The sequence below is a fragment of the Providencia zhijiangensis genome (assembly GCF_030315915.2).
Taxonomy (GTDB): Bacteria; Pseudomonadota; Gammaproteobacteria; order Enterobacterales; family Enterobacteriaceae; genus Providencia; species Providencia zhijiangensis.
Genome location: NZ_CP135990.1, coordinates 2,585,081 through 2,604,175, shown reverse-complemented (window position 1 = coordinate 2,604,175; position 19,095 = coordinate 2,585,081). Strand labels below are relative to the sequence as shown.

17 protein-coding genes are annotated in these 19,095 nt (G+C 43.2%); 9 read left to right on the top strand and 8 right to left on the bottom strand.

Annotated elements, in window-relative coordinates:
• Positions 1–322 precede the first annotated feature (322 nt).
• Both hemP and QS795_RS11985 read right to left on the bottom strand, forming a co-directional pair.
• Positions 323–514, bottom strand: coding sequence for a hemin uptake protein HemP (gene hemP / locus QS795_RS11990; protein ID WP_154602583.1), 192 nt, complete (start codon positions 512–514; stop codon positions 323–325).
• 220 nt (positions 515–734) lie between these two features.
• Positions 735–1,619 (bottom strand): LysR family transcriptional regulator, encoded by an 885-nt coding sequence (locus QS795_RS11985; protein WP_286269021.1) that lies wholly within the window; start codon positions 1,617–1,619, stop codon positions 735–737.
• A gap of 97 nt (positions 1,620–1,716) precedes the next feature.
• On the opposite strand from QS795_RS11985, the gene QS795_RS11980 reads away from it, so the two are divergent.
• On the top strand, positions 1,717–2,157 hold the full coding sequence (locus QS795_RS11980) for a PACE efflux transporter (protein ID WP_154602585.1): 441 nt from the start codon (positions 1,717–1,719) through the stop codon (positions 2,155–2,157).
• Positions 2,158–2,200: 43 nt separating this feature from the next.
• Here the strand turns inward: QS795_RS11980 and QS795_RS11975 are convergent, their stop codons facing one another.
• The gene (locus tag QS795_RS11975; protein WP_286269019.1) at positions 2,201–3,385 is read right to left on the bottom strand and encodes a cyanate transporter; all 1,185 of its coding nucleotides are present in this window, start codon (positions 3,383–3,385) and stop codon (positions 2,201–2,203) included.
• Between the two features lie 2 nt (positions 3,386–3,387).
• Positions 3,388–3,855 (bottom strand): nucleoside deaminase, encoded by a 468-nt coding sequence (locus QS795_RS11970; protein ID WP_154638145.1) that lies wholly within the window; start codon positions 3,853–3,855, stop codon positions 3,388–3,390.
• 157 nt (positions 3,856–4,012) lie between these two features.
• Between QS795_RS11970 and QS795_RS11965 the strand changes: the two genes are divergently transcribed.
• Complete coding sequence (locus tag QS795_RS11965) at positions 4,013–4,867, top strand: LysR substrate-binding domain-containing protein (protein WP_286269015.1); 855 nt, start codon at positions 4,013–4,015, stop codon at positions 4,865–4,867.
• Here QS795_RS11965 and QS795_RS11960 read toward each other — a convergent pair.
• Positions 4,864–5,799, bottom strand: a complete 936-nt coding sequence (locus QS795_RS11960) for a LysR substrate-binding domain-containing protein (protein WP_154600026.1) — start codon at positions 5,797–5,799, stop codon at positions 4,864–4,866. The two genes, QS795_RS11965 and QS795_RS11960, sit on opposite strands and share 4 nt — an antisense overlap.
• Positions 5,800–6,399: 600 nt before the next feature.
• Between QS795_RS11960 and QS795_RS11955 the strand changes: the two genes are divergently transcribed.
• The 7 genes from QS795_RS11955 to QS795_RS11925 all read left to right on the top strand — a co-directional run bounded on the left by QS795_RS11955 (position 6,400) and on the right by QS795_RS11925 (position 15,116).
• Entirely contained in the window at positions 6,400–7,005 is a 606-nt protein-coding gene (locus QS795_RS11955; protein ID WP_286269014.1) for an ankyrin repeat domain-containing protein, read from the top strand.
• An 18-nt stretch (positions 7,006–7,023) separates the two neighbouring features.
• Entirely contained in the window at positions 7,024–7,947 is a 924-nt protein-coding gene (locus QS795_RS11950) for an oxamate carbamoyltransferase subunit AllH family protein (protein WP_286269013.1), read from the top strand.
• Positions 7,937–9,487: an acyl-CoA synthetase FdrA gene (fdrA, locus tag QS795_RS11945; RefSeq protein WP_286269012.1), complete on the top strand. Its 1,551-nt coding sequence runs from the start codon at positions 7,937–7,939 to the stop codon at positions 9,485–9,487. The genes QS795_RS11950 and fdrA overlap by 11 nt, the downstream gene beginning before the upstream one ends.
• A complete protein-coding gene (locus QS795_RS11940) occupies positions 9,487–10,902 on the top strand; it encodes a YlbE family protein (RefSeq protein ID WP_181477387.1) in 1,416 nt (471 codons plus the stop codon). The genes fdrA and QS795_RS11940 overlap by 1 nt, the downstream gene beginning before the upstream one ends.
• 155 nt (positions 10,903–11,057) lie before the next feature.
• The gene (locus tag QS795_RS11935; protein ID WP_318626509.1) at positions 11,058–12,614 is read left to right on the top strand and encodes a xanthine permease; all 1,557 of its coding nucleotides are present in this window, start codon (positions 11,058–11,060) and stop codon (positions 12,612–12,614) included.
• Between the two features lie 112 nt (positions 12,615–12,726).
• On the top strand, positions 12,727–13,677 hold the full coding sequence (locus QS795_RS11930) for a carbamate kinase family protein (RefSeq protein ID WP_154602590.1): 951 nt from the start codon (positions 12,727–12,729) through the stop codon (positions 13,675–13,677).
• Between the two features lie 56 nt (positions 13,678–13,733).
• Positions 13,734–15,116, top strand: coding sequence for an amidohydrolase family protein (locus QS795_RS11925; protein WP_318626508.1), 1,383 nt, complete (start codon positions 13,734–13,736; stop codon positions 15,114–15,116).
• A gap of 131 nt (positions 15,117–15,247) precedes the next feature.
• Here QS795_RS11925 and QS795_RS11920 read toward each other — a convergent pair whose 3' ends face one another.
• The 3 genes from QS795_RS11920 to QS795_RS11910 all read right to left on the bottom strand — a co-directional run bounded on the left by QS795_RS11920 (position 15,248) and on the right by QS795_RS11910 (position 18,570).
• Positions 15,248–16,276 (bottom strand): isoaspartyl peptidase/L-asparaginase family protein, encoded by a 1,029-nt coding sequence (locus tag QS795_RS11920; protein WP_154602592.1) that lies wholly within the window; start codon positions 16,274–16,276, stop codon positions 15,248–15,250.
• Between the two features lie 224 nt (positions 16,277–16,500).
• On the bottom strand, positions 16,501–17,529 hold the full coding sequence (locus QS795_RS11915) for a methionine synthase (RefSeq protein WP_286269005.1): 1,029 nt from the start codon (positions 17,527–17,529) through the stop codon (positions 16,501–16,503).
• A 63-nt stretch (positions 17,530–17,592) separates the two neighbouring features.
• Entirely contained in the window at positions 17,593–18,570 is a 978-nt protein-coding gene (locus tag QS795_RS11910; protein ID WP_286269004.1) for a DUF1852 domain-containing protein, read from the bottom strand.
• Positions 18,571–19,095 lie beyond the last annotated feature (525 nt).

Here is a 19,095-nt window from a genome sequence, read left to right as displayed (position 1 = left end):
AGAGCGTTATGGCGTGTTTATAGGGTGTTGAGACAAAGACGCTTTCAACGGAATAGGGGAAAAGGGGTATTTGAACCCAACAAGCGATGATAGGGTTCGAAAGTTCGCCTTGAGGTTATCCAGATTTACAGCAGCAAAGCCCGTAATAAACACCATAAGAAACTGTGTCCTGATGTATAGAGTTAAGCTGGCTGCCTAGTATGACGACTTAGGTGGCTTGCGAGATAGATTGTGTTTTTAAAGCTAATTGTGTTTTTAAAGCTAATTGTATTTTTGAAACAAACAGTCTTTTTAATGCAAACTACGTTGTGAAGACTAAAAACTATTTGGTCAGAATTAATTTACCTGTGCGAGTTTGGCGCAATTGATAAATTTCACCTCGGTGCTCAATGGAAATTTTGCCTGATGCACCTAATAATTTTTGACTTTCAATAAGCCCATTTTTAGCAGCAAAATCAGTCAATGAGGTTGATTTTGTGGTTTCTTCAATAATGTCAGAAAGTGGCTTGGTCATGTTGTTCACCACAGAAATTTTGTTGTCAATAAGAATGATATTGATAATTATTATCTTTAAAAGCATTGGCAATATCAAGTGATTTTCACAATTGATCAACAAACATAATTCACCAACAAAAGTGTCGTATCGCGAATGGGACCTATATTTATGATGTAAATAGAGATTTACCCGACTTTTGGAGGGGGGATTGAACTACTCCTGAAATGACTCAAAATTATTAGTACATATTCGTTTTTAAAAGCTCTATACACTCTTGAGCGCCACGTTTGAGTACTTGGCCTTTTAAACAGACGACATGGACAGGAAGCACTAAGCCATTTGGGGTGTTTTTAAATTCTAAACGCTTGAGTAAACCTGCCTCTAAGTCAGTTTTGATTAATGAAGCGGGTAAATTTCCCCAACCCATCCCTCTTTTAACCAAATCTAACGCCATCGTGAAACTATCTGTGCGCCAATAATGGCTAGAAACGATAGAGCGAAAATCACTGATAGGATGGTGAGGGCTCGCGACAATAATTTGGCGTGTTTGAACGAGATCTTCGATATACAGCGCATTATTCGGTTTATTAGAGGGGTAATCGGTGCTGATGGTCGCTGTTAATGATTCATAACCAATACATTCGAATTGTTCCTGAGCATTGACATATAACCCACCAAAGGCAATAGCTAGCTGAAGACGTTCGCTGTGCAGTAACGGCAAAATATCGTCTTGAGGCGCAGTGATCAGCTCCACATGCATCAACGGGTAACGTTGGCTCAGTGTATTCAAGGCATCAACTAACACATTGGGATTAACCCCTTCAGCCACACCGATCGTGAGCGTGCTTTCCACGCCTTGGGTAAGTTCCCGTGAGAAAACATTCAACTGACGCAAGTTATCCACAATATTTCGGGCATAAGGGGCGAGGGAAAGCGCTTGTTCTGTAGGTTTGGGTTCTCGCGTATGGCGCTCAAACAGCGAAAAACCAAGTTCAGCTTCAAGGTTGGCAATCGCCATGCTAACCGCGGAAGGGACTTTATGCAGCGATCTAGCCGCTGCGGAAAAAGAGCCTTTATCGAGCACGGTGAGAAAAATCATCAGGTTTTCGCTATTAAATGGCATCTTAGACCTTTCAGTTTTGTTGATAGTAGCTGACTTTTATTATCATTAATGTTGATTTAATTTACCAGTCTTCGGCAAACAGAATATGAGATAAAAAATGCAAGGTATTAAACGTAAAGTGGTTTTTATTACGAGCTACGAAGTCATTGGCTGGATGATTTCATCGTTGGCACTGGCTTTTCTTTCGGGGAATTCCGCGGGAACCACGGGGCCTTTAGCGCTGGTGATCACCACGATAGCGGTGACATGGAATTTTATTTTCAATGTGGCATTTGAATATTGGGAATCAAAGCAGAAATCAAGAATTAGAACATTTAGACGTCGTTTCGCCCATGCGGTGTTATTCCAGCTAACGCTGGTGGTATTTTTGATCCCACTGATTGCATGGTGGCTATCAATATCGCTCTGGCAGGCGCTTATTTTAGATTTTGCCCTGATTATCTTTATCCCGATTTATACCTTTTTCTTTAACTGGGCATTTGACAAAATTTTTGGGTTACCAAAATCCGCATTGGCGCAAGAAGAAACCACTGCATAAAGTGAAGGAGATGGCAATGAGGCCATCTCCTTGGTTATTAAGCTTATTTCACGCTAAAAATCTGGTGATATACTTTAGGATTTAAACGCAAAAATAGCAGTAAAGTCATCATAACCAGGACACAGTGCAGCAACCAAACAGGGGTAAAACTGTGGCTAAATTGCTGTAATGCTGCCGCAACTAAAGGTCCAAAAGCGGCGATGATAAAGCCGCCTGCTTGCATTAAGGCCGTCAGGATCCCCGCGCTAGCAGGGTGGGGGATATGATCTAAAGAGGTAATAATGGTTAAGGCGAAGCAGCCACCCAAACCACAGCCCAATAGACCCACCCACAGCAACGGTATCGAGTTAGGAAACAGGATTAACCCGGCAAATCCCAAGGCTTGGCTTACCAGCGTCACAGTGAGCCAAAAACGGCGGTCAATATTATGGGACGCTAATATCGGGATCATCAGTGCCGCAGCCGCTTGGAAAATGGTTAAAACCGCCACCAGAGAACCGCTTTTTGTAGCACTGAAACCTTGTTGTTGAAAGAAAGGCGCCAGCCATGTCACGGCAGTTGCGTAACCCGCATTCACTAAACCAAATCCCGCCATTAATAGCCACGCTCTGGGCTGCTTAAGATAGGTTAATACACTCAGCTGAGCAGGTATATTTTTCGTGTCTGAAGAACGAATATTTATGATGACGGCAATCAGAGCGATCAGTGCTGGCAATGCAAGCCATGCGAGCCCACTTTGCCAATTCCCAGAAATGTGGGTAATTAGCGGTGTTAATTGCGCTCCCAGCGCGCCACCGACCATGAGCGTGGCTGAATATAACCCCGTCATGGCGGCCATTTTTTGCGGAAACGAAAACTTTATCAAGCCGGGAAAAACCGCTTGAATATAAGCTGCTCCCATTCCACACAAAAATGCGGTCATTAACAGTGCGTTCGCATCAGAAACAAATAATCGGCAGAAAGAGCCTATCAGCAGCAGTAACATCGCGAGGCTAATCCCCAATTTATCGCCCAATTTTTGATTTAACGCGGGGACGACCAAAGCCCCAAAACCCATGAGTAACATGGGGATCAGCGTTAACAGCGAAACGCTCTGGTAGCTCATTCCGGTGGTTTGAATGATATTATCGATGACGGGCCCAGGCCCTGTCATAAAAGGGCGTAAATTGATACCGACAAGGGCAATCGTCAGAATCAAGCCAAAAGAGGCAGAAAGTGGTTTTTTCATGTTTACGCGTGATGCCGTTGCCACCAAGTTTGATATAGCATGGATTGCGTCTCATCCTTTGGTTTTAATTGGATAAATTGCAAACCACTTTGTTGGTCAGGAGAAACTCTTAATGCTTCAGCTATCGCCTCTGTCGACAATCCAAAAGGTTCAGCATCTTGGTTCGAATAGGCATAAACGACACGTTTAATGCCAGACATCCGGATCGCAGCAAGGCACATCGGGCAAGGCTGACCGCTAGCATAGACGGTGCAATCATCGAGTCTGATGCTATTTAGCGCCTCTCCCGCTTGGCGTAATGCGAGTAATTCAGCGTGTGCAGTCGGGTCGTGTCGTTCCAACATTTGGTTCACGCCAGTGGCAATAATTTGCCCATTTTTGACGACCACTGCACCAAATGGGCGTCCACCTGCGGCGACATTGTCAGAGGCGAGGGTGATTGCATGTTGTAAAAATTGTTTATCGAGCATGACTTGTGCTCCTGATTTATCGAGTATTCTAATAAGATTACTGATGAGTTGACATGGTGTCATTTCAGTAATGTCCATCAAATGCGTTGTTCCCTTCAATCTAATCAAAAATTGTGATATTTAAAAATTAAATAATTAAATCTCAGGTATTAAAAAAATGAATTCGTTGCTTAACTTTGTGTTATTGAAAACATTCGTTACCGTTGCAGAAACGGGAAATTTTACGGTGGCTTCACAGCAATTAAATTCAACGCAATCGACGTTGAGCCAGCAAGTTCAGCGATTGGAAAGTCTTGTTGGGCAACCGTTGTTTGTCAGGGGGCACCGGATGTTAACCCTGACAGAAACAGGGGAAGTGTTGCTGGGATATGCGAAAAATATTCTGGCACTTAATGATACGTTTTTTATGAAAATAACAGGAAATGCGATTATTCAAACTCTGCGATTAGGGTTTCCTGAAGATTTGGCATCAGGCTTAGTGACACCAACGTTGGCGGCCTTTATACAAGCGCATCCGAATGTCCGATTAGAGGTGACTAGCGGATTGAGTCGCCAACTACAGCAACGCTATCAGCACGGTGAGTTGGATTTGATCATTGTGAAACAACGAAAAGGGGAGTTTCATAGTGATTATCATTGGTCAGAGCCTCTGTGCTGGCTAGCGAGTCGCCAGCAATATGTTCTTCCCACGGATTCTGTTCCTCTGATTGTTTTTCCAGAAAATGGGCTGTACCGGAATGATATGTTTAGGTTGTTAGATAATGAGCAACGCCCTTGGCACATTACATACACCTGTACCAGTCTGGCGGGAATCCAAAGTGCGATTACCGACGGATTAGGTGTTAGCCTGTTACCCGTACGCGCTAAATTACCTCAGCATCGAATCTTGACAGCAGAAGAGGGGTTTCCTCCTGCCCAAGAGATGGAACTGGCGATGCATTTCCACAAAGAATCATCGGAGATGGTTTCAGTATTGGCGGCGCAGTTAGCTCATCAATTAGAACCGCGTTAATTGGCGATGGGCTTGAGCAAATCACTGTAAAGTTCCGTTAAGACTCCATTTGCCATAAATTCTTTCCTGATCCATTGGGTGACTAGCCCTGTCGCAGAGTGTTGGGTGGCTAATAGCATGTGAGAATCCTGCCTTGGGTTTTGTATTTGCTTAGTGACTAAGACACCGGTTTTCACATGTTCTTTGACCATATAGTCGGGTAAGAATCCGATCCCTTCACCTAAGATTTGGCACTGGCATTTGGTATTGAAATCGGGCACTTGAATCGCCTCTTGCCCGTGTAGTAACCATCCAACGCGTTTATTGATGGTATGCGCGGTATCTTCCACCATAATATTTGGGTAGAGGCGCAGTTGGCTTTCGGCAATGGGCTCTGGCATTAAAGCTAAAGGGTGACTAGACGCTATGGCAAATTGCCAGTGTATGGCACCAATTTCGGTGTAATCAATCCCGCCACCATCCATGAGTGTACCTGGCGCCCCAATCGCAATATCCGCATGGTTATTGATAATGGCATCCCAAACACCGTTATACACTTCCGTGGTCACAGTTATCTGGCAGGTACCAAATTGCTTTTTCAAGATTTGCAGCAATTTTGCCGTATGGTAAGGGGTGTAGATCAACTGATTGATACAGATGCGAACACGGGCTTCAATCCCTTGTTCAATGGAATCGATACTTTTTTTGATGAGATGAAAATTATTCAGAAGGTCGGTGGCTTTGCGATAAAAATAGTATCCCGCTTCGGTCAATTCAATATTACGGGTATCGCGGATAAACAGTGCGACATCTAAATAGGTTTCGATACGTTTTATAGTGTAGCTCACCGCGGAAGTGGTAATTCCAAGTTCTTCGGCCGCTTTACTAAAACTGGCAAATTTAGCCGCGGTGGTATAGGTCAATAAATTTTCTTCGGTAAAAATAGAGTTCATGTGTTGTGTCCCAAAGTGCGTGAAAATTAGCCTAAATAACGTTTTCTGTGAATACAATTCAATAGCTTAAAAAACAGGCTTTTTATTGATTGTTTTTGATAGCCCTCTGCGGGGATATTTATCTATTCTGTACAATAAATACTATTTAATTTATGTCACCATAAAAAGCAACTAATGAAATGCATGTTTACATTCAAACTAATTAATATTATTGAATTTAATGAGAAATTAGCCATTATGGAATATCGGGTTAATAAACAAAAAAATCACAATGTTAACAATTTTAAAACCTTTGATTTGATGGCTGTCACAAAATTGAAGAAAGAATAAATTGGCAAACAGATTAACAAAATAATTTGGTCAAATTGCATAGAAAATAGACAAAAAAACATCAATAAAGGTCAGTGAAGGATGCTTTCACGCACAAAAATGCTTGATTGTTGAATTTAAATCAATAATAAGGTGGCAGATTGATGAATTAAATTTAAATGGATTCTATTTATTAATAGCAATTGCTATGCTCTAACCATGCTAAATAATCTTTAATTCATGTTTAATTTGGCTATTAGAAAATTTAAATAGCTAAATGTGGAGAGCATTATGACAGAAAAAACACTCGTTCAAGATTTTCTTAAAGCCGCAGAACAAGGCCAATTAGCTATTTTAAAAAGTTGCCTTGAAAAAGGTGTTGATATTAATAGCACCAATCGCCAAGGTCGCACTGCTATTGTAAATGCGAGTTTAAATCAGCACTATGAGTGTGTTGATTTTCTTATTCATGCGGGTGCTGATATTAATAAACAAGACCAAACTTGTTTTAATCCATTTTTATTAAGCTGCCTAAATAATGATTTAACATTATTACGTTTAGTATTACCGGCTAATCCTAATTTAGATTTGTTAACCCGTTTTGGTGGTGTTGGGATCACGCCAGCGAGTGAAAAAGGGCATGTGGAAATTGTGCGTGAATTACTGGAAAACACGGACATTAATGTTAACCACACCAACTTTGTCGGCTGGACTCCATTGCTAGAAGCGATTGTGCTGAATGATGGTGGTGTAAAACAGCAGCAAATCGTAAAAATGCTGTTAGAGCACGGTGCTAATCCACATATGACGGACAAATATGGCAAAAAACCGTTAGAGCTGGCACAGGAAAAAGGCTATCACGAAATCGCTGAATTACTGATTGCAGCGGGTGCGTAACCACCCATAAGGGGGATTGTGGACAGACACCAATCTCAGCGGCAAAGCATTTATGGGTTAACGGCTGATGCGCATTTCTTGGATCTTTTGCATCAGCCATTATTAACAGGGAATGTAGAGCAAGTTTTTAATAAAGCCATTAATTTTTCGATTGATAACCAACTTTATACCTTGCTTGGCTCGCAAACGGATAATGCACCTAATAGCTGCCGAATAATTAATAAGGATTTTTTACCGTTAAATATAATGGCGGGGGATTCTGTTTGTATTTTAAATAATGAAATCCATATTGGTGAGAAATATGCTATTTCATTTTTATTATGTAAAAAATGGAACCCACCAACGGTTTATTTTATTAATGAAAAATTAGCCGAAGAAAAATACCGTTATTTTCTTCAGTCTAAAATTAACGAAATTGATTCTATTTTAAATGATAAAACACACTCTCTGTTTAACTACCAAGGGGATAATGGTTTTTATCTTGAATCATCAAAAAAATTAAATGAATTACGCTCCAGATTAATTAATTTATTAATCAATAAACGGCACCAAGCATTAACTAATATTGTGAGCCAGTTTGTTGGGTTAGGAATTGGGTTAACACCTTCGGGAGATGATTATTTAGTGGGACTGATGGCTTTTTTGTTGTTGAAACATCACCCTGCAAATTCCTTCTATCAGAGTTTTTATCAAGGAATTTATCAAAGCAAGGCGAATACAACACCCATCAGCGCCATCACGTTAGAAAAAGCATTAAACCAAGAGTATCGCGAAAATATGTATCAACTAATTCAATGTTTAGTTGATGGGCGAGAAACAAATATTTATCCACAAATTTTAGAGATTTTAAATATCGGGTCTAGTTCAGGTTGCGACATGCTATTTGGCATTCGCGATGCGCTGTTTCTGACTCATTATTTCGGAGAAACACATGTCGACTAAAGTGGTCATAAAAAAGAATACCTATTTTGATTCCGTGTCATTGATGTCTATTTCCACCAAAGCCAACCAACTTGAAAATGTTGAGCAAGCCTTTGTGGCAATGGCAACAGAAATGAATAAAGGTGTATTAAGAAACTTAGGTTTATTAACACCAGAATTAGAAGAAGCCAAAAACGGCGATTTAATGATAGTGATTAAAGGGCCTAGCGATGAAGCCAATGATGCGACATTGATTGCTATCGAAGAGCTGTTTAACAAGAAAAACCAAGGTGGCGGGCAGCATGAAGCCAAATACGCCACAATCAATTCTGCAAAAACACACATTCCTGATGCTAACTTAGCGGTTATTTCGGTTAATGGGCAATTTGCGGCTCGTGAAGCGCGTATTGCACTGGAAAATGATCTCAACGTGATGCTGTTCTCCGATAACGTCTCGATTGACGATGAGCTGGCGCTGAAACAGTTAGCGAGCCAAAAAGGGCTGTTGATGATGGGACCAGACTGTGGGACAGCGATCATCAATGGGACAGCCCTGTGTTTTGGTAACAATGTTCGTCGCGGTAGCATCGGAATTATTGGGGCATCCGGTACGGGGAGCCAAGAACTGAGTGTGCGCATCCATGAATTTGGCGCCGGAGTTTCTCAGCTAATCGGTACGGGGGGTCGTGACCTAAGTGAAAAAATTGGCGGCATCATGATGATTGATGCACTGAAAATGCTGGATGCGGATGATGAAACCCAAGTCATTGCACTCATTTCTAAGCCACCAGCACCTATGGTTGCCAAAAAAGTGTTAGAACAAGCTGAAAAATGCCATAAGCCAGTGGTGGTTTGTTTCTTAGGTAGTCAACCGTTGCCGGATGATAAACCAGGCTTAACTTTTGCCCAAGGTACCAAAGAAGCTGCTTTGAAAGCGGTTTTACTGACTGGCATTCGTAAAGAAGATTTAGACCTTCACCCTCTCAACTTACCTTTAATTGATGAAGTTAGAGCGTTACTCAAACCGGAACAAAAATACATTCGTGGTCTTTTCTGTGGCGGTACATTGTGTGATGAAGCCATGTTTGCAGCGCTGGAAAAATACGATGACGTCTACAGCAATATTCAACCTAATCCTGACTACCGTCTGAAAGATATCAATAAAAGTGTCGCCCATACCTTCCTCGACTTTGGCGATGATGATTTTACCAACGGTAAGCCACACCCAATGATCGATCCAACAAACCGCATCGAGCGTTTACTGCAAGAAGCTCGTGATCCAGAAGTTGGCGTGATCATGATGGATTTCGTGCTTGGCTTTGGCTCTCATGAAGATCCGGTCGGTGTGATGATTGACGCTATCAAAACAGCAAAAGAGATAGCGAAACAAGAAGGACGTGAACTGGTGATCCTTGGCTATGTGCTGGGTACTGACCAAGATACGCCATCGATGGATGCACAGGTCAAGATGCTCACTGACGCAGGTGTGATTTGGGCGAGTAGCAGTACCAATACAGGTTTATTAGGACGTGAATTTGTCTGGAAAGGGGAGAAAGCGTAATGACTTCATTATTTAAACAACCATTGAATGTTATCAATATCGGCATTGAGATGTTCAGTGATGATCTGAAAAAACAGCACGTTCCGGTGACTCAACTGAATTGGACGCCGCCGGGTCAAGGTAACGTTGCGGTGATTCGCGCGCTTGACCAAATTGAAGGCAACGCAGCGTTACAAGAAAAAATCGCAGAAGCGAACGCACAAGCGCTTGAGCGCATTATTCAGTCCCAGCCAGTACTCGTGGGTTATGACCAAGCCATTAATGTGGTACCGGGCATGACGAAAAACACCATCCTACATGCCGGTCCGCCAGTGGCATGGAAAGATATGTGTGGTGCGATGAAAGGCGCGGTAACAGGTGCTTTAGTTTTTGAAGGATTGGCGAAAGACTTAGCGGATGCGGAACGTGTAGCAGCTTCTGGTGAAATTATCTTTTCCCCATGCCATGAACATGATTGCGTAGGTTCAATGGCGGGTGTGACATCGGCATCGATGTTTATGCATATTGTCGAAAACAAAACTTACGGCAACCGCGCATTCACTAACTTGAGTGAGCAGATGGCAAAAATCTTGCGCATGGGTGCCAATGACCAAAGCGTTATTGACCGCTTGAATTGGATGCGCGATGTGCTGGGGCCAATGCTGCGTGACGCCATGAAAATCGTCGGTGAAATCGACCTGCGTTTAATGTTGGCGCAAGCGTTACATATGGGTGATGAATGCCATAACCGTAACAATGCGGGAACAACATTGCTGATCCAAGCATTAACAACAGGAATTATTCAAACCAATTTTACGGTTGCACAGCAAAAAGAAGTCTTTGATTTCGTGGCAAGTAGCGACTATTTCTCTGGCCCTACATGGATGGCAATGTGTAAAGCGTCAATGGATGCAGCACACGGTATTGAATACAGTACTGTTGTGACCACCATGGCGCGTAATGGTTATGAGTTTGGTTTACGCATTAGCGGCTTGCCGGGGCAGTGGTTTACAGGCCCTTCTCAGCAAGTGATTGGTCCAATGTTCGCAGGTTATAAACCGGAAGACTCAGGTTTAGATATTGGTGACTCGGCTATCACAGAAACTTACGGGATTGGTGGATTTGCGATGGCAACAGCACCGGCTATCGTGGCGCTCGTTGGGGGAACCGTTGAGGAAGCGGTGGATTTCTCTCGCCAAATGCGAGAGATCACCCTTGGAGAGAACCCGAACGTCACCATTCCATTATTAGGTTTTATGGGAATTCCGACAGCGATTGATATCACGAAAGTCGCAGCTAGTGGCATTCTTCCGGTGATTAACACGGCGATTGCACATAAAGATGCAGGTATTGGAATGATTGGGGCAGGGATTGTACACCCTCCGTTTGATTGCTTCGAAAAAGCGATGCTGTCTTACGCGAAACACTATGCATAGTGGTATTGAGCCCAAAACTCACTAAGCAAAAAATAATGCCCGGCTTCGGTCGGGCGATAAAAATAAAGCAACGCATTCCCTGAATTGTTCAGTGGCATAAGAGATAGACCGTCAACAACGTGCTGCTAAGGTGTGAGGGGAATGGGAGTAAGAATATGAGTCTATTAAATATTAAATGGAAACGTGGTGATTTGGCGGCCTATTTTGGTTTGATGACCAATAACCTCACGAACCTACTCACCATGATGGGCTTACTGATTTTTGTTGTCGGCATCCCAGCGGAAATTGTTTATGGTCGTATCGCGCCAGCGTTTGGTTTTGCTGTATTGCTTGCCAGTGTAAGTTACGCTTACTTTGGTCAGCAGATGATCAAACAAACGGGACGAAATGACGTCACGGCACTGCCATCAGGGCCAAGCGCACCTTCTATTTTCACCGTAACCTTCTTAGTGATCATGCCGGTTTACCAAACCACCAAAGATCCTGAATTTGCTCTGCAAATTGCGTTGGTCTGGTGCTTTGTGGAATCAATGATTTTAGTGGGTGGATCTTTCCTCGGTGAAACCATCCGTAAGATGATCCCACGTACCGTATTATTATCGTGCTTATCGGGTCTAGGATTATTGTTACTGGCAATGAACCCGATGTTGCAAGCATTTGAAGCGCCAACGGTATCGTTTATTGTCCTGCTGTTAATTTTCATCAACTGGTTTGGTAAAAAGCCTATCTTTGCACGTATTCCTACAGGGTTGCTGCTGCTTATTGCGGGTTCTGCCTTAGCATGGATTTCGGGCTTACAAAGCCCAGAAGCGATTACAGCATCAATGGCATCATTTGGTTTTAACCCGCCAAGTATCCATGTGGATAGCTTCTTCCAAGGTTTACCTCACGCACTGCCGTACTTAGCCTCAGCGGTACCTTTAGGTTTAGCGAACTACATCTTTGACCTTGAAAATATTGAAAGTGCTCACGCAGCGGGTGATGAATACAACACACGTAAAGTGATGCTAGCAAACGGTTTATCTTCAACTGTGGGCGTCGTGCTAGGCAACCCATTCCCTGTGACTGTGTATGTGGGTCATGCGGGTTGGAAAGCGATGGGCGCGAGTGTGGGTTATACCTTAGCATCCGGTATCACCATGTTTATCGTACCGTTATTTGGTATCGGCGCATTTATGCTCGCGGTGATCCCAATGACGGCCATTGTCCCTATCTTAGTATTTATTGGTGTGGTGACTGCCAACCAAGTGGTGCGAGAAACACCGAAAGTCGAAGTGCCTGTGATTTTTATCTGTCTATTCCCATGGATTGCGAACTGGGCACTGACGATGGTTAATAGTGTCATGGGAGCGGCAGGGACGTCTGCAAGCGCGATTGGTACGGAAGTTCTGTTACACAAAGGTGTTTACTATCAAGGCCTGGTTCACTTAGGTAACGGTGCACCACTGGCAAGTATGTTATGGGGCTGTATTGCTATCTTCGCTATCTTAAACAAGCCGTTACGTGGTGCGATTGCGGCGGCAGTGGGGGCGGTATTGGTCTTCTTTGGCATCATCCATTCCCCAGCTGTAGGTATTGCAACAGGTTCGGCATTGATGTTTGTCTACGCATACCTCATGATGGCGGCTTTGTTTGTTATCAAACACTTTTTAGATGGTCGCCAATCAGTGGAGCAGCAACAAGCTGAAAAAGCTGAAAAGCTGAAAAGCTGAAAAGCTGAAAAGCTGAAAAGCTGAGTAAATCAGTGTAATACGCCAATCTTTATAGTGGGTGTGCGCGGTACACCCACTATCTGCTAAATATTCGGTATCAGGATCCTTAATCATGAAAGAACTCGTGGTTGTTGCCATCGGGGGCAACAGTATTATTAAAGATAACAGCAGCCAATCCATTGAAGCTCAAGAAAAAGCGGTTCAGGAAGTGGCTCAGCACATCAGCGATATGCTTAAAGGTAATTACAATATTGTGCTGACTCACGGTAATGGGCCGCAGGTAGGGTTGGATTTGCGTCGCGCTGAAATCGCTCATGTGACGGAAGGCTTACCGTTAACACCTCTGGCTAACTGTGTAGCAGATACTCAAGGAGGGATTGGCTATTTAGTCCAGCAAGCACTCACTAACGTATTAGCGAAACAGCAACATCGCCAAGCGGTAACGGTAGTGACCCAAGTGGAAGTCGATAAAAATGACCCAAACTTTGCGGCACCGACTAAGCCGATTGGCGCATTTTTCAGTAAAGAACAAGCGGAAGTATTGCAGCAGGAAAACCCAGATTGGCACTTTGTTGAAGATTCAGGGCGTGGATATCGCCGTGTAGTGGCATCCCCTGAACCTAAACGAGTCATCGAATCAGCGGCAATTCGCACATTGACCGAACATGATTATGTAGTTGTTGCGGCAGGCGGTGGTGGGATCCCTGTGGTGAATAATGGGCAGGGCGGTTATCAAAGTGTAGATGCCGTTATTGATAAAGACTTATCGACCACGCTACTGGCGAAAGAGCTCAATGCGGACATTTTGATCATCACTACGGGCGTCGAAAAAGTGTGTATTCACTTTGGCAAACCGGAACAAAAAGCCCTTGGTGAAACTTCCACGACCGATATGCAACGTTATATGGCAGAGGGGCATTTCCCAGCGGGGAGCATGCTACCGAAAATCGAAGCCAGTTTATCGTTTATCGCTAATGGCGGTAAGCGCGTGATTATCACGACTCCTGAAGCGCTACCTGCGGCATTACGTGGCGAGACGGGAACCCATATTATTCAAGGCTAAGCCTAGTCGTTCGACCTCATACGATGAGGTCGAACTCTCGATGATAAGGAGTTGCTATGAATTCAGAACAGTTGTCTGGTCGCAGAGAGTTTCTGACGACAAGTGCAAAAGTGGTGGCCGCTTGTACATTATTAGGTTCAGTATCTGCGGGAGCGGCGGCTCAAAGCGCACCGAAGTCCGGTGTTTCTCGTATTACAGATAAACATTATTATCTTGATGATGCCCTACTCGAAACTGGTTTTAATTTCCGTGATAGTACGGTGATTGGGACGCAAACTGAGCTAAAAACCATCGAAATTAATGATGGAAAAATCGTGGCGGTGTTACCCAATAAACAGCATCCAAATGCCGTTTTGAATACGTACAGTGCGCAAGGCAAATTGATGCTTCCTGCATTTCGAGATATGCATATTCATCTGGATAAAACCTTTTACGGAGGACCTTGGCAAGCGCCACAGTCCCGTGAAGGAAAAACCATTATGGATATGATAACCCTTGAACAAAAAATGTTGCCTGAATTACAGCCTTTTACGCAAGAAAGGGCGCATGCGTTGATTGATTTAATTCAATCTCATGGTTCGACCATCGCACGCAGCCATTGCAACATTGAGCCTGTTTCTGGATTGAAAAACCTTGAAGCACTGCAAACGGTGTTGGATAAGCGTCAGCAAGATCTCACGTGCGAAATTGTGGCTTTCCCACAACATGGTTTACTGCTATCCAAATCAGTCCCTTTGATGCGAGAAGCGATGCAAGCGGGGGCACACTATGTGGGCGGGCTAGATCCGACTAATGTTGATGGTGCGATGGAAAAATCCCTTGATGCGATGTTCCAGATTGCACTGGATTATAACAAAGGGGTTGATATCCACCTGCATGAGACAAGCCCAGCGGGGCTTGCGGCTATCAACTATATGATAAAAACCGTGGATGAAAACCGTAGCTTGCGTGGCAAGGTGACAATTAGTCATGCCTTTGCATTAGCTATATTAAATCCTGAAGATGCCGATGCGATGGCAAAACGCTTGGCTGAGCAGCAGATCACTATAGCGTCGACCGTGCCTATCGGGACATTGCATATGCCATTAAAAACGTTGAATAAAAATGGTGTGTTTGTGATGACAGGGACTGACAGTGTGATTGATCACTGGTCGCCATTTGGTCTCGGGGATATGTTAGAAAAAGCCAATTTATATGCGCAGTTGTACACGCGCCCTGATGAGTTGGCATTATCTCGCTCCCTTGCTATCGCCACGGGCAATGTATTGCCACTGGATGAAAAGGGCCAGCAAGTGTGGCCAGCAAAAGGAGATGATGCCAGTTTTGTGCTGGTGGATGCCTCTTGCTCAGCAGAGGCGGTTGCGCGTATTTCTCCAAGACAAGCTGCGTTCCATAAAGGGTATTTGGCCAGTGGCACAGTTGAAAAGTCATTGGGCTGAGGGCCGTTGTTTATAGAGGCATAGTCCGTAGAGACATAGTTTATAGAAACGTGCTTATAGATATAGTTTATAAAGCCCACATTGGTGGGCTTTTGTATTTTTATGGTATAGCAAATTTAAATACTAGGAACTTAATCGTTTTTATAAATCGCGACTTGCGGTTTACCATCATTACCGATTGTTCCGCGGTACATCCCTTCTGAGTTAAACTCCATCGCGTAGTTACCGGTTTTATCCAACACAATCACACCCCCACTTCCGTTCAGCTCTTTGACTTCATCCAGCGCATTACGGGCGGCTTGGTCGATAGGTGTTTTGTTGTATTTGACTTGGGCGGCGATATTGTGGGCGGTGGCGGTACGGATAAACATTTCGCCGGAGCCTGTGGCTGAAACGGCGACGGTATTGTTGTCAGCGTAGTTCCCTGCACCAATGATTGGGGAGTCACCGACGCGCCCGAAGCGTTTGTTGGTCATGCCTCCGGTGGATGTTCCTGCAGCGATATTACCGTTTTTATCGAGAGCGACCGCGCCAACGGTGCCATATTTGTAGTCATACATCATTGGGTCAATAAAGAGAGCGGCAGTTTTACCGTCATGGTCGAGTACCACTTTCTCTTTTTCTTTGGCTTTTTGAAGTTGCTGCCAACGGAAGTCAGTGCGGAAATACGATGGGTCAACGATTTCAAGGCCTTGTTCCGCAGCGAATTGTTCGGCACCTTTAGAAACCATCATGACATGAGGACTTTTGGTCATGACAGCATAAGCGGCATTAATCGGGTTTTTAATGTTGGTGACGCCAGCTACAGCACCCGCTTTACGGTTGCTACCATCCATAATCGACGCATCCATTTCATTTTTACCTTCATGGGTAAATACAGCGCCTTTTCCTGCGTTAAATAGTGGGGAATCTTCCATCACGTTAATAGAGGCTTGTACTGCATCAAGGCTACTACCGCCTTTGTTGAGCACCGCATAGCCTGCTTCTAAGGCTTCGGTCAGTTTTGCTTGATACTCTTTTTCTTGTTCTGGAGTAATGGTGCTTTTGGTAATGGTACCTGCTCCCCCGTGGATCACTAATCGGATTGGTGGCTCGCTTGCGGCATAAGCGTGCAAAGAAAATGAAGCTGCCAATAAACATCCTAGTAGAGATAATTTCATGATTATTTCCTTCCAGTTATTTTGTTATTAGTCACTTTTTGAGCAAAAAAAGTATAGGAGGGAAAATACATAGACAGCAACATTGATAGAGGGTTTCTGTGATAATGGCTGAAAGAATTTCAGATATTTTCAGTAAATACGAATAAGGGGTGTGAGTGGCTATGAAAGGTTTAAAAATGATGAGATTTGGCGATGGGTGAGAGCGCCAAATCTGGGGTAATTTATTATGCGCCTAGTTCTTTTCGGATGATTTCCGCGCCTGCGCTTAAAGCGTTAAGTTTCCCTCTGGCAACATCGCGAGATAATGGCGCCATGCCGCAGTTAGTTGATGGATAAAGTTTGTCTGCATCAACAAATTGTAGGGCTTTTCGCAATGTATTGGCGACTTCTTCTGGGGTTTCGACAGTGTTGGTTGCCACATCAATCGCGCCGACCATCACTTTTTTACCACGGATAAGTTCAATTAAGTCCATTGGAACGTTGGAGTTGTGGCATTCCAGTGAAACGATATCGATATTCGAGCTTTGCAGTTTCGGGAAAGCTTCTTCGTATTGTCTCCACTCAGAACCCAACGTTTTTTTCCAATCGGTATTGGCTTTGATGCCATAGCCATAACAGATATGTACCGCAGTTTCGCATTTCAGTCCTTCAATGGCTCTTTCGAGGGTAGCAATTCCCCAGTCATTCACTTCATCAAAAAATACGTTAAATGCCGGTTCATCAAACTGGATGATATCGACGCCTGCGGCTTCTAACTCTCTGGCTTCTTGGTTAAGAATTTTAGCAAACTCCCACGCCAATTTTTCACGGCTTTTATAGTGGCTATCATAGAGCGTGTCGATCATGGTCATTGGACCCGGCAGTGCCCATTTAATCGGCTTGTCAGTGAGTTGACGCAGATATTTGGCATCATCCACAAACACTGGCTTTTGGCGAGCAACAGCGCCCACAACGGTTGGTACACTGGCATCGTAACGGTCACGAATTTTGACGACTTGGCGTTTTTCAAAATCCACGCCACTCAAGTGTTCAATAAAGGTAGTCACAAAGTGTTGGCGAGTTTGTTCGCCATCGCTAACGATGTCGATGCCCGCACGTAATTGATCGTCCAGAGATAAACGCAGGGCATCTTGTTTGCCAGCGATAAGTTCTTCGTTGTTCAATTTCCATGGCGACCAGAGTTTTTCTGGTTCTGCTAACCAAGATGGTTTCGGCAAGCTGCCGGCGGTGGAAGTGGGTAATAATATTTTCATTGCAGGTGACCTTTTATTTTATTTTTTATAAATACGCGATTTTATTAAATTGACCTATTCCTATTAAACGGAATAGCTTGCAGACCATTTTTCCAAAATTGTTTGGTAAGGTTTAATGAAGTGTTCTTCAGTAAATTTACCTTGTTCAATGGCAAGTTGGCTGCGCTCTTCACGGTCATAAACAATTTTGGTTAATGAGTAATCCTGCTGATTTAAGCTCGGTTGATAACATTCACCCGCCACCGTGTTGGCATTATAAATTTCAGGACGATAAATTTTTTGGAACGTTTCCATGGTGCTAATAGTGCTGATTAACTCAAGGTTGGTGTAGTCGCTCAGCAAGTCTCCCGTAAAATAAAAGGCTAAAGGGGCAACGCTATTTTTCGGCATAAAGTAACGAACCTGTAAGCCCATTTTTCCGAAGTATTGCTCCGTTAAAGAGGCGTTACTTGGCTGATATTCAATGCCTAATATAGGGTGTTGATTCCCAGTGCGATGATAGGTATCTCTATTTGAGACACTCAAACAGATCACTGGAGATTTATTAAAGTTCGCTTTGTACTCTTTGGAATTAATAAACGACTTAAAAATATTGCCATGCAGGCAGCCAAATTTAGTCGGAATGCTAAACTCTGCTTGGTTTTTATTATGTTCCAACAGTAAAACGCTAAAATCATAATCCCGTACGTAGGATGAAAAATTATTCCCCACAATTCCTTCAATACGTTGCTGCGTTTTCTTGTCAATGATGTTGGTTTTTAAGATTTCAATGACAGGGAAGGCGCTGTCTTTTTCTTCGATATTCATCTCGACAGAGATAATTTCCAACTCAACAGCATAGCGCGAGCTTTTAGGGTTATCCCAATACACCAATGAATTGAAGCGGTTGTTGATCATCGACAATGCGTTACGCAGGTTTTCTTGACGGCTTTTGCCTCTGGCTAAGTTCGCAAAGTTGGTGGTAATTCGCGTGTTTTCCGATGGGTTGTAATTTTCATCAAAAAGGCTGCGCGTAATATTAAAGGTAAATTCTGTATTCATGATTTTTGCATCCTAGCTCTAATAGGAAAACGGCGTTTATTTCTTGATTACAGAGATGTTGCACGTTTTCTCACTAATCAATTTTTATGTAGCCAGTAAGTTAATATGTTTAATTTATGCCAGAGCGGAGCGGGGAGTTAAAGCGACTTAATTTCATTTCGAACATGAAGAAAGTTCATGATGAGGGGGAAGGTAAATAGATGGGGTTCACTTTGGCTCTGTGTGCTTGTTGACGATTTAATGCAATTCATTTTTTGAGCTGATTAGATGGCAAAAATATTAGTTTTATATTTAAATAATATTGAATTCTTAATGTTCTAGTCTGCTACTTTGAATATTTCACTAGTAAAATATGATTATAATATGAAGTTTTTTATTTTGATAATTAATTAAGCTCTTGTATTTACTATGATACGAAAATAGTGATGAAATCTTTCGCACTTTTTGTCAAAGTGGATTTTTTACCTAGCTATGTTTTTATGGTGTGATATGTAAGTTTTATTTATTAAATTCATATAAAAGTCT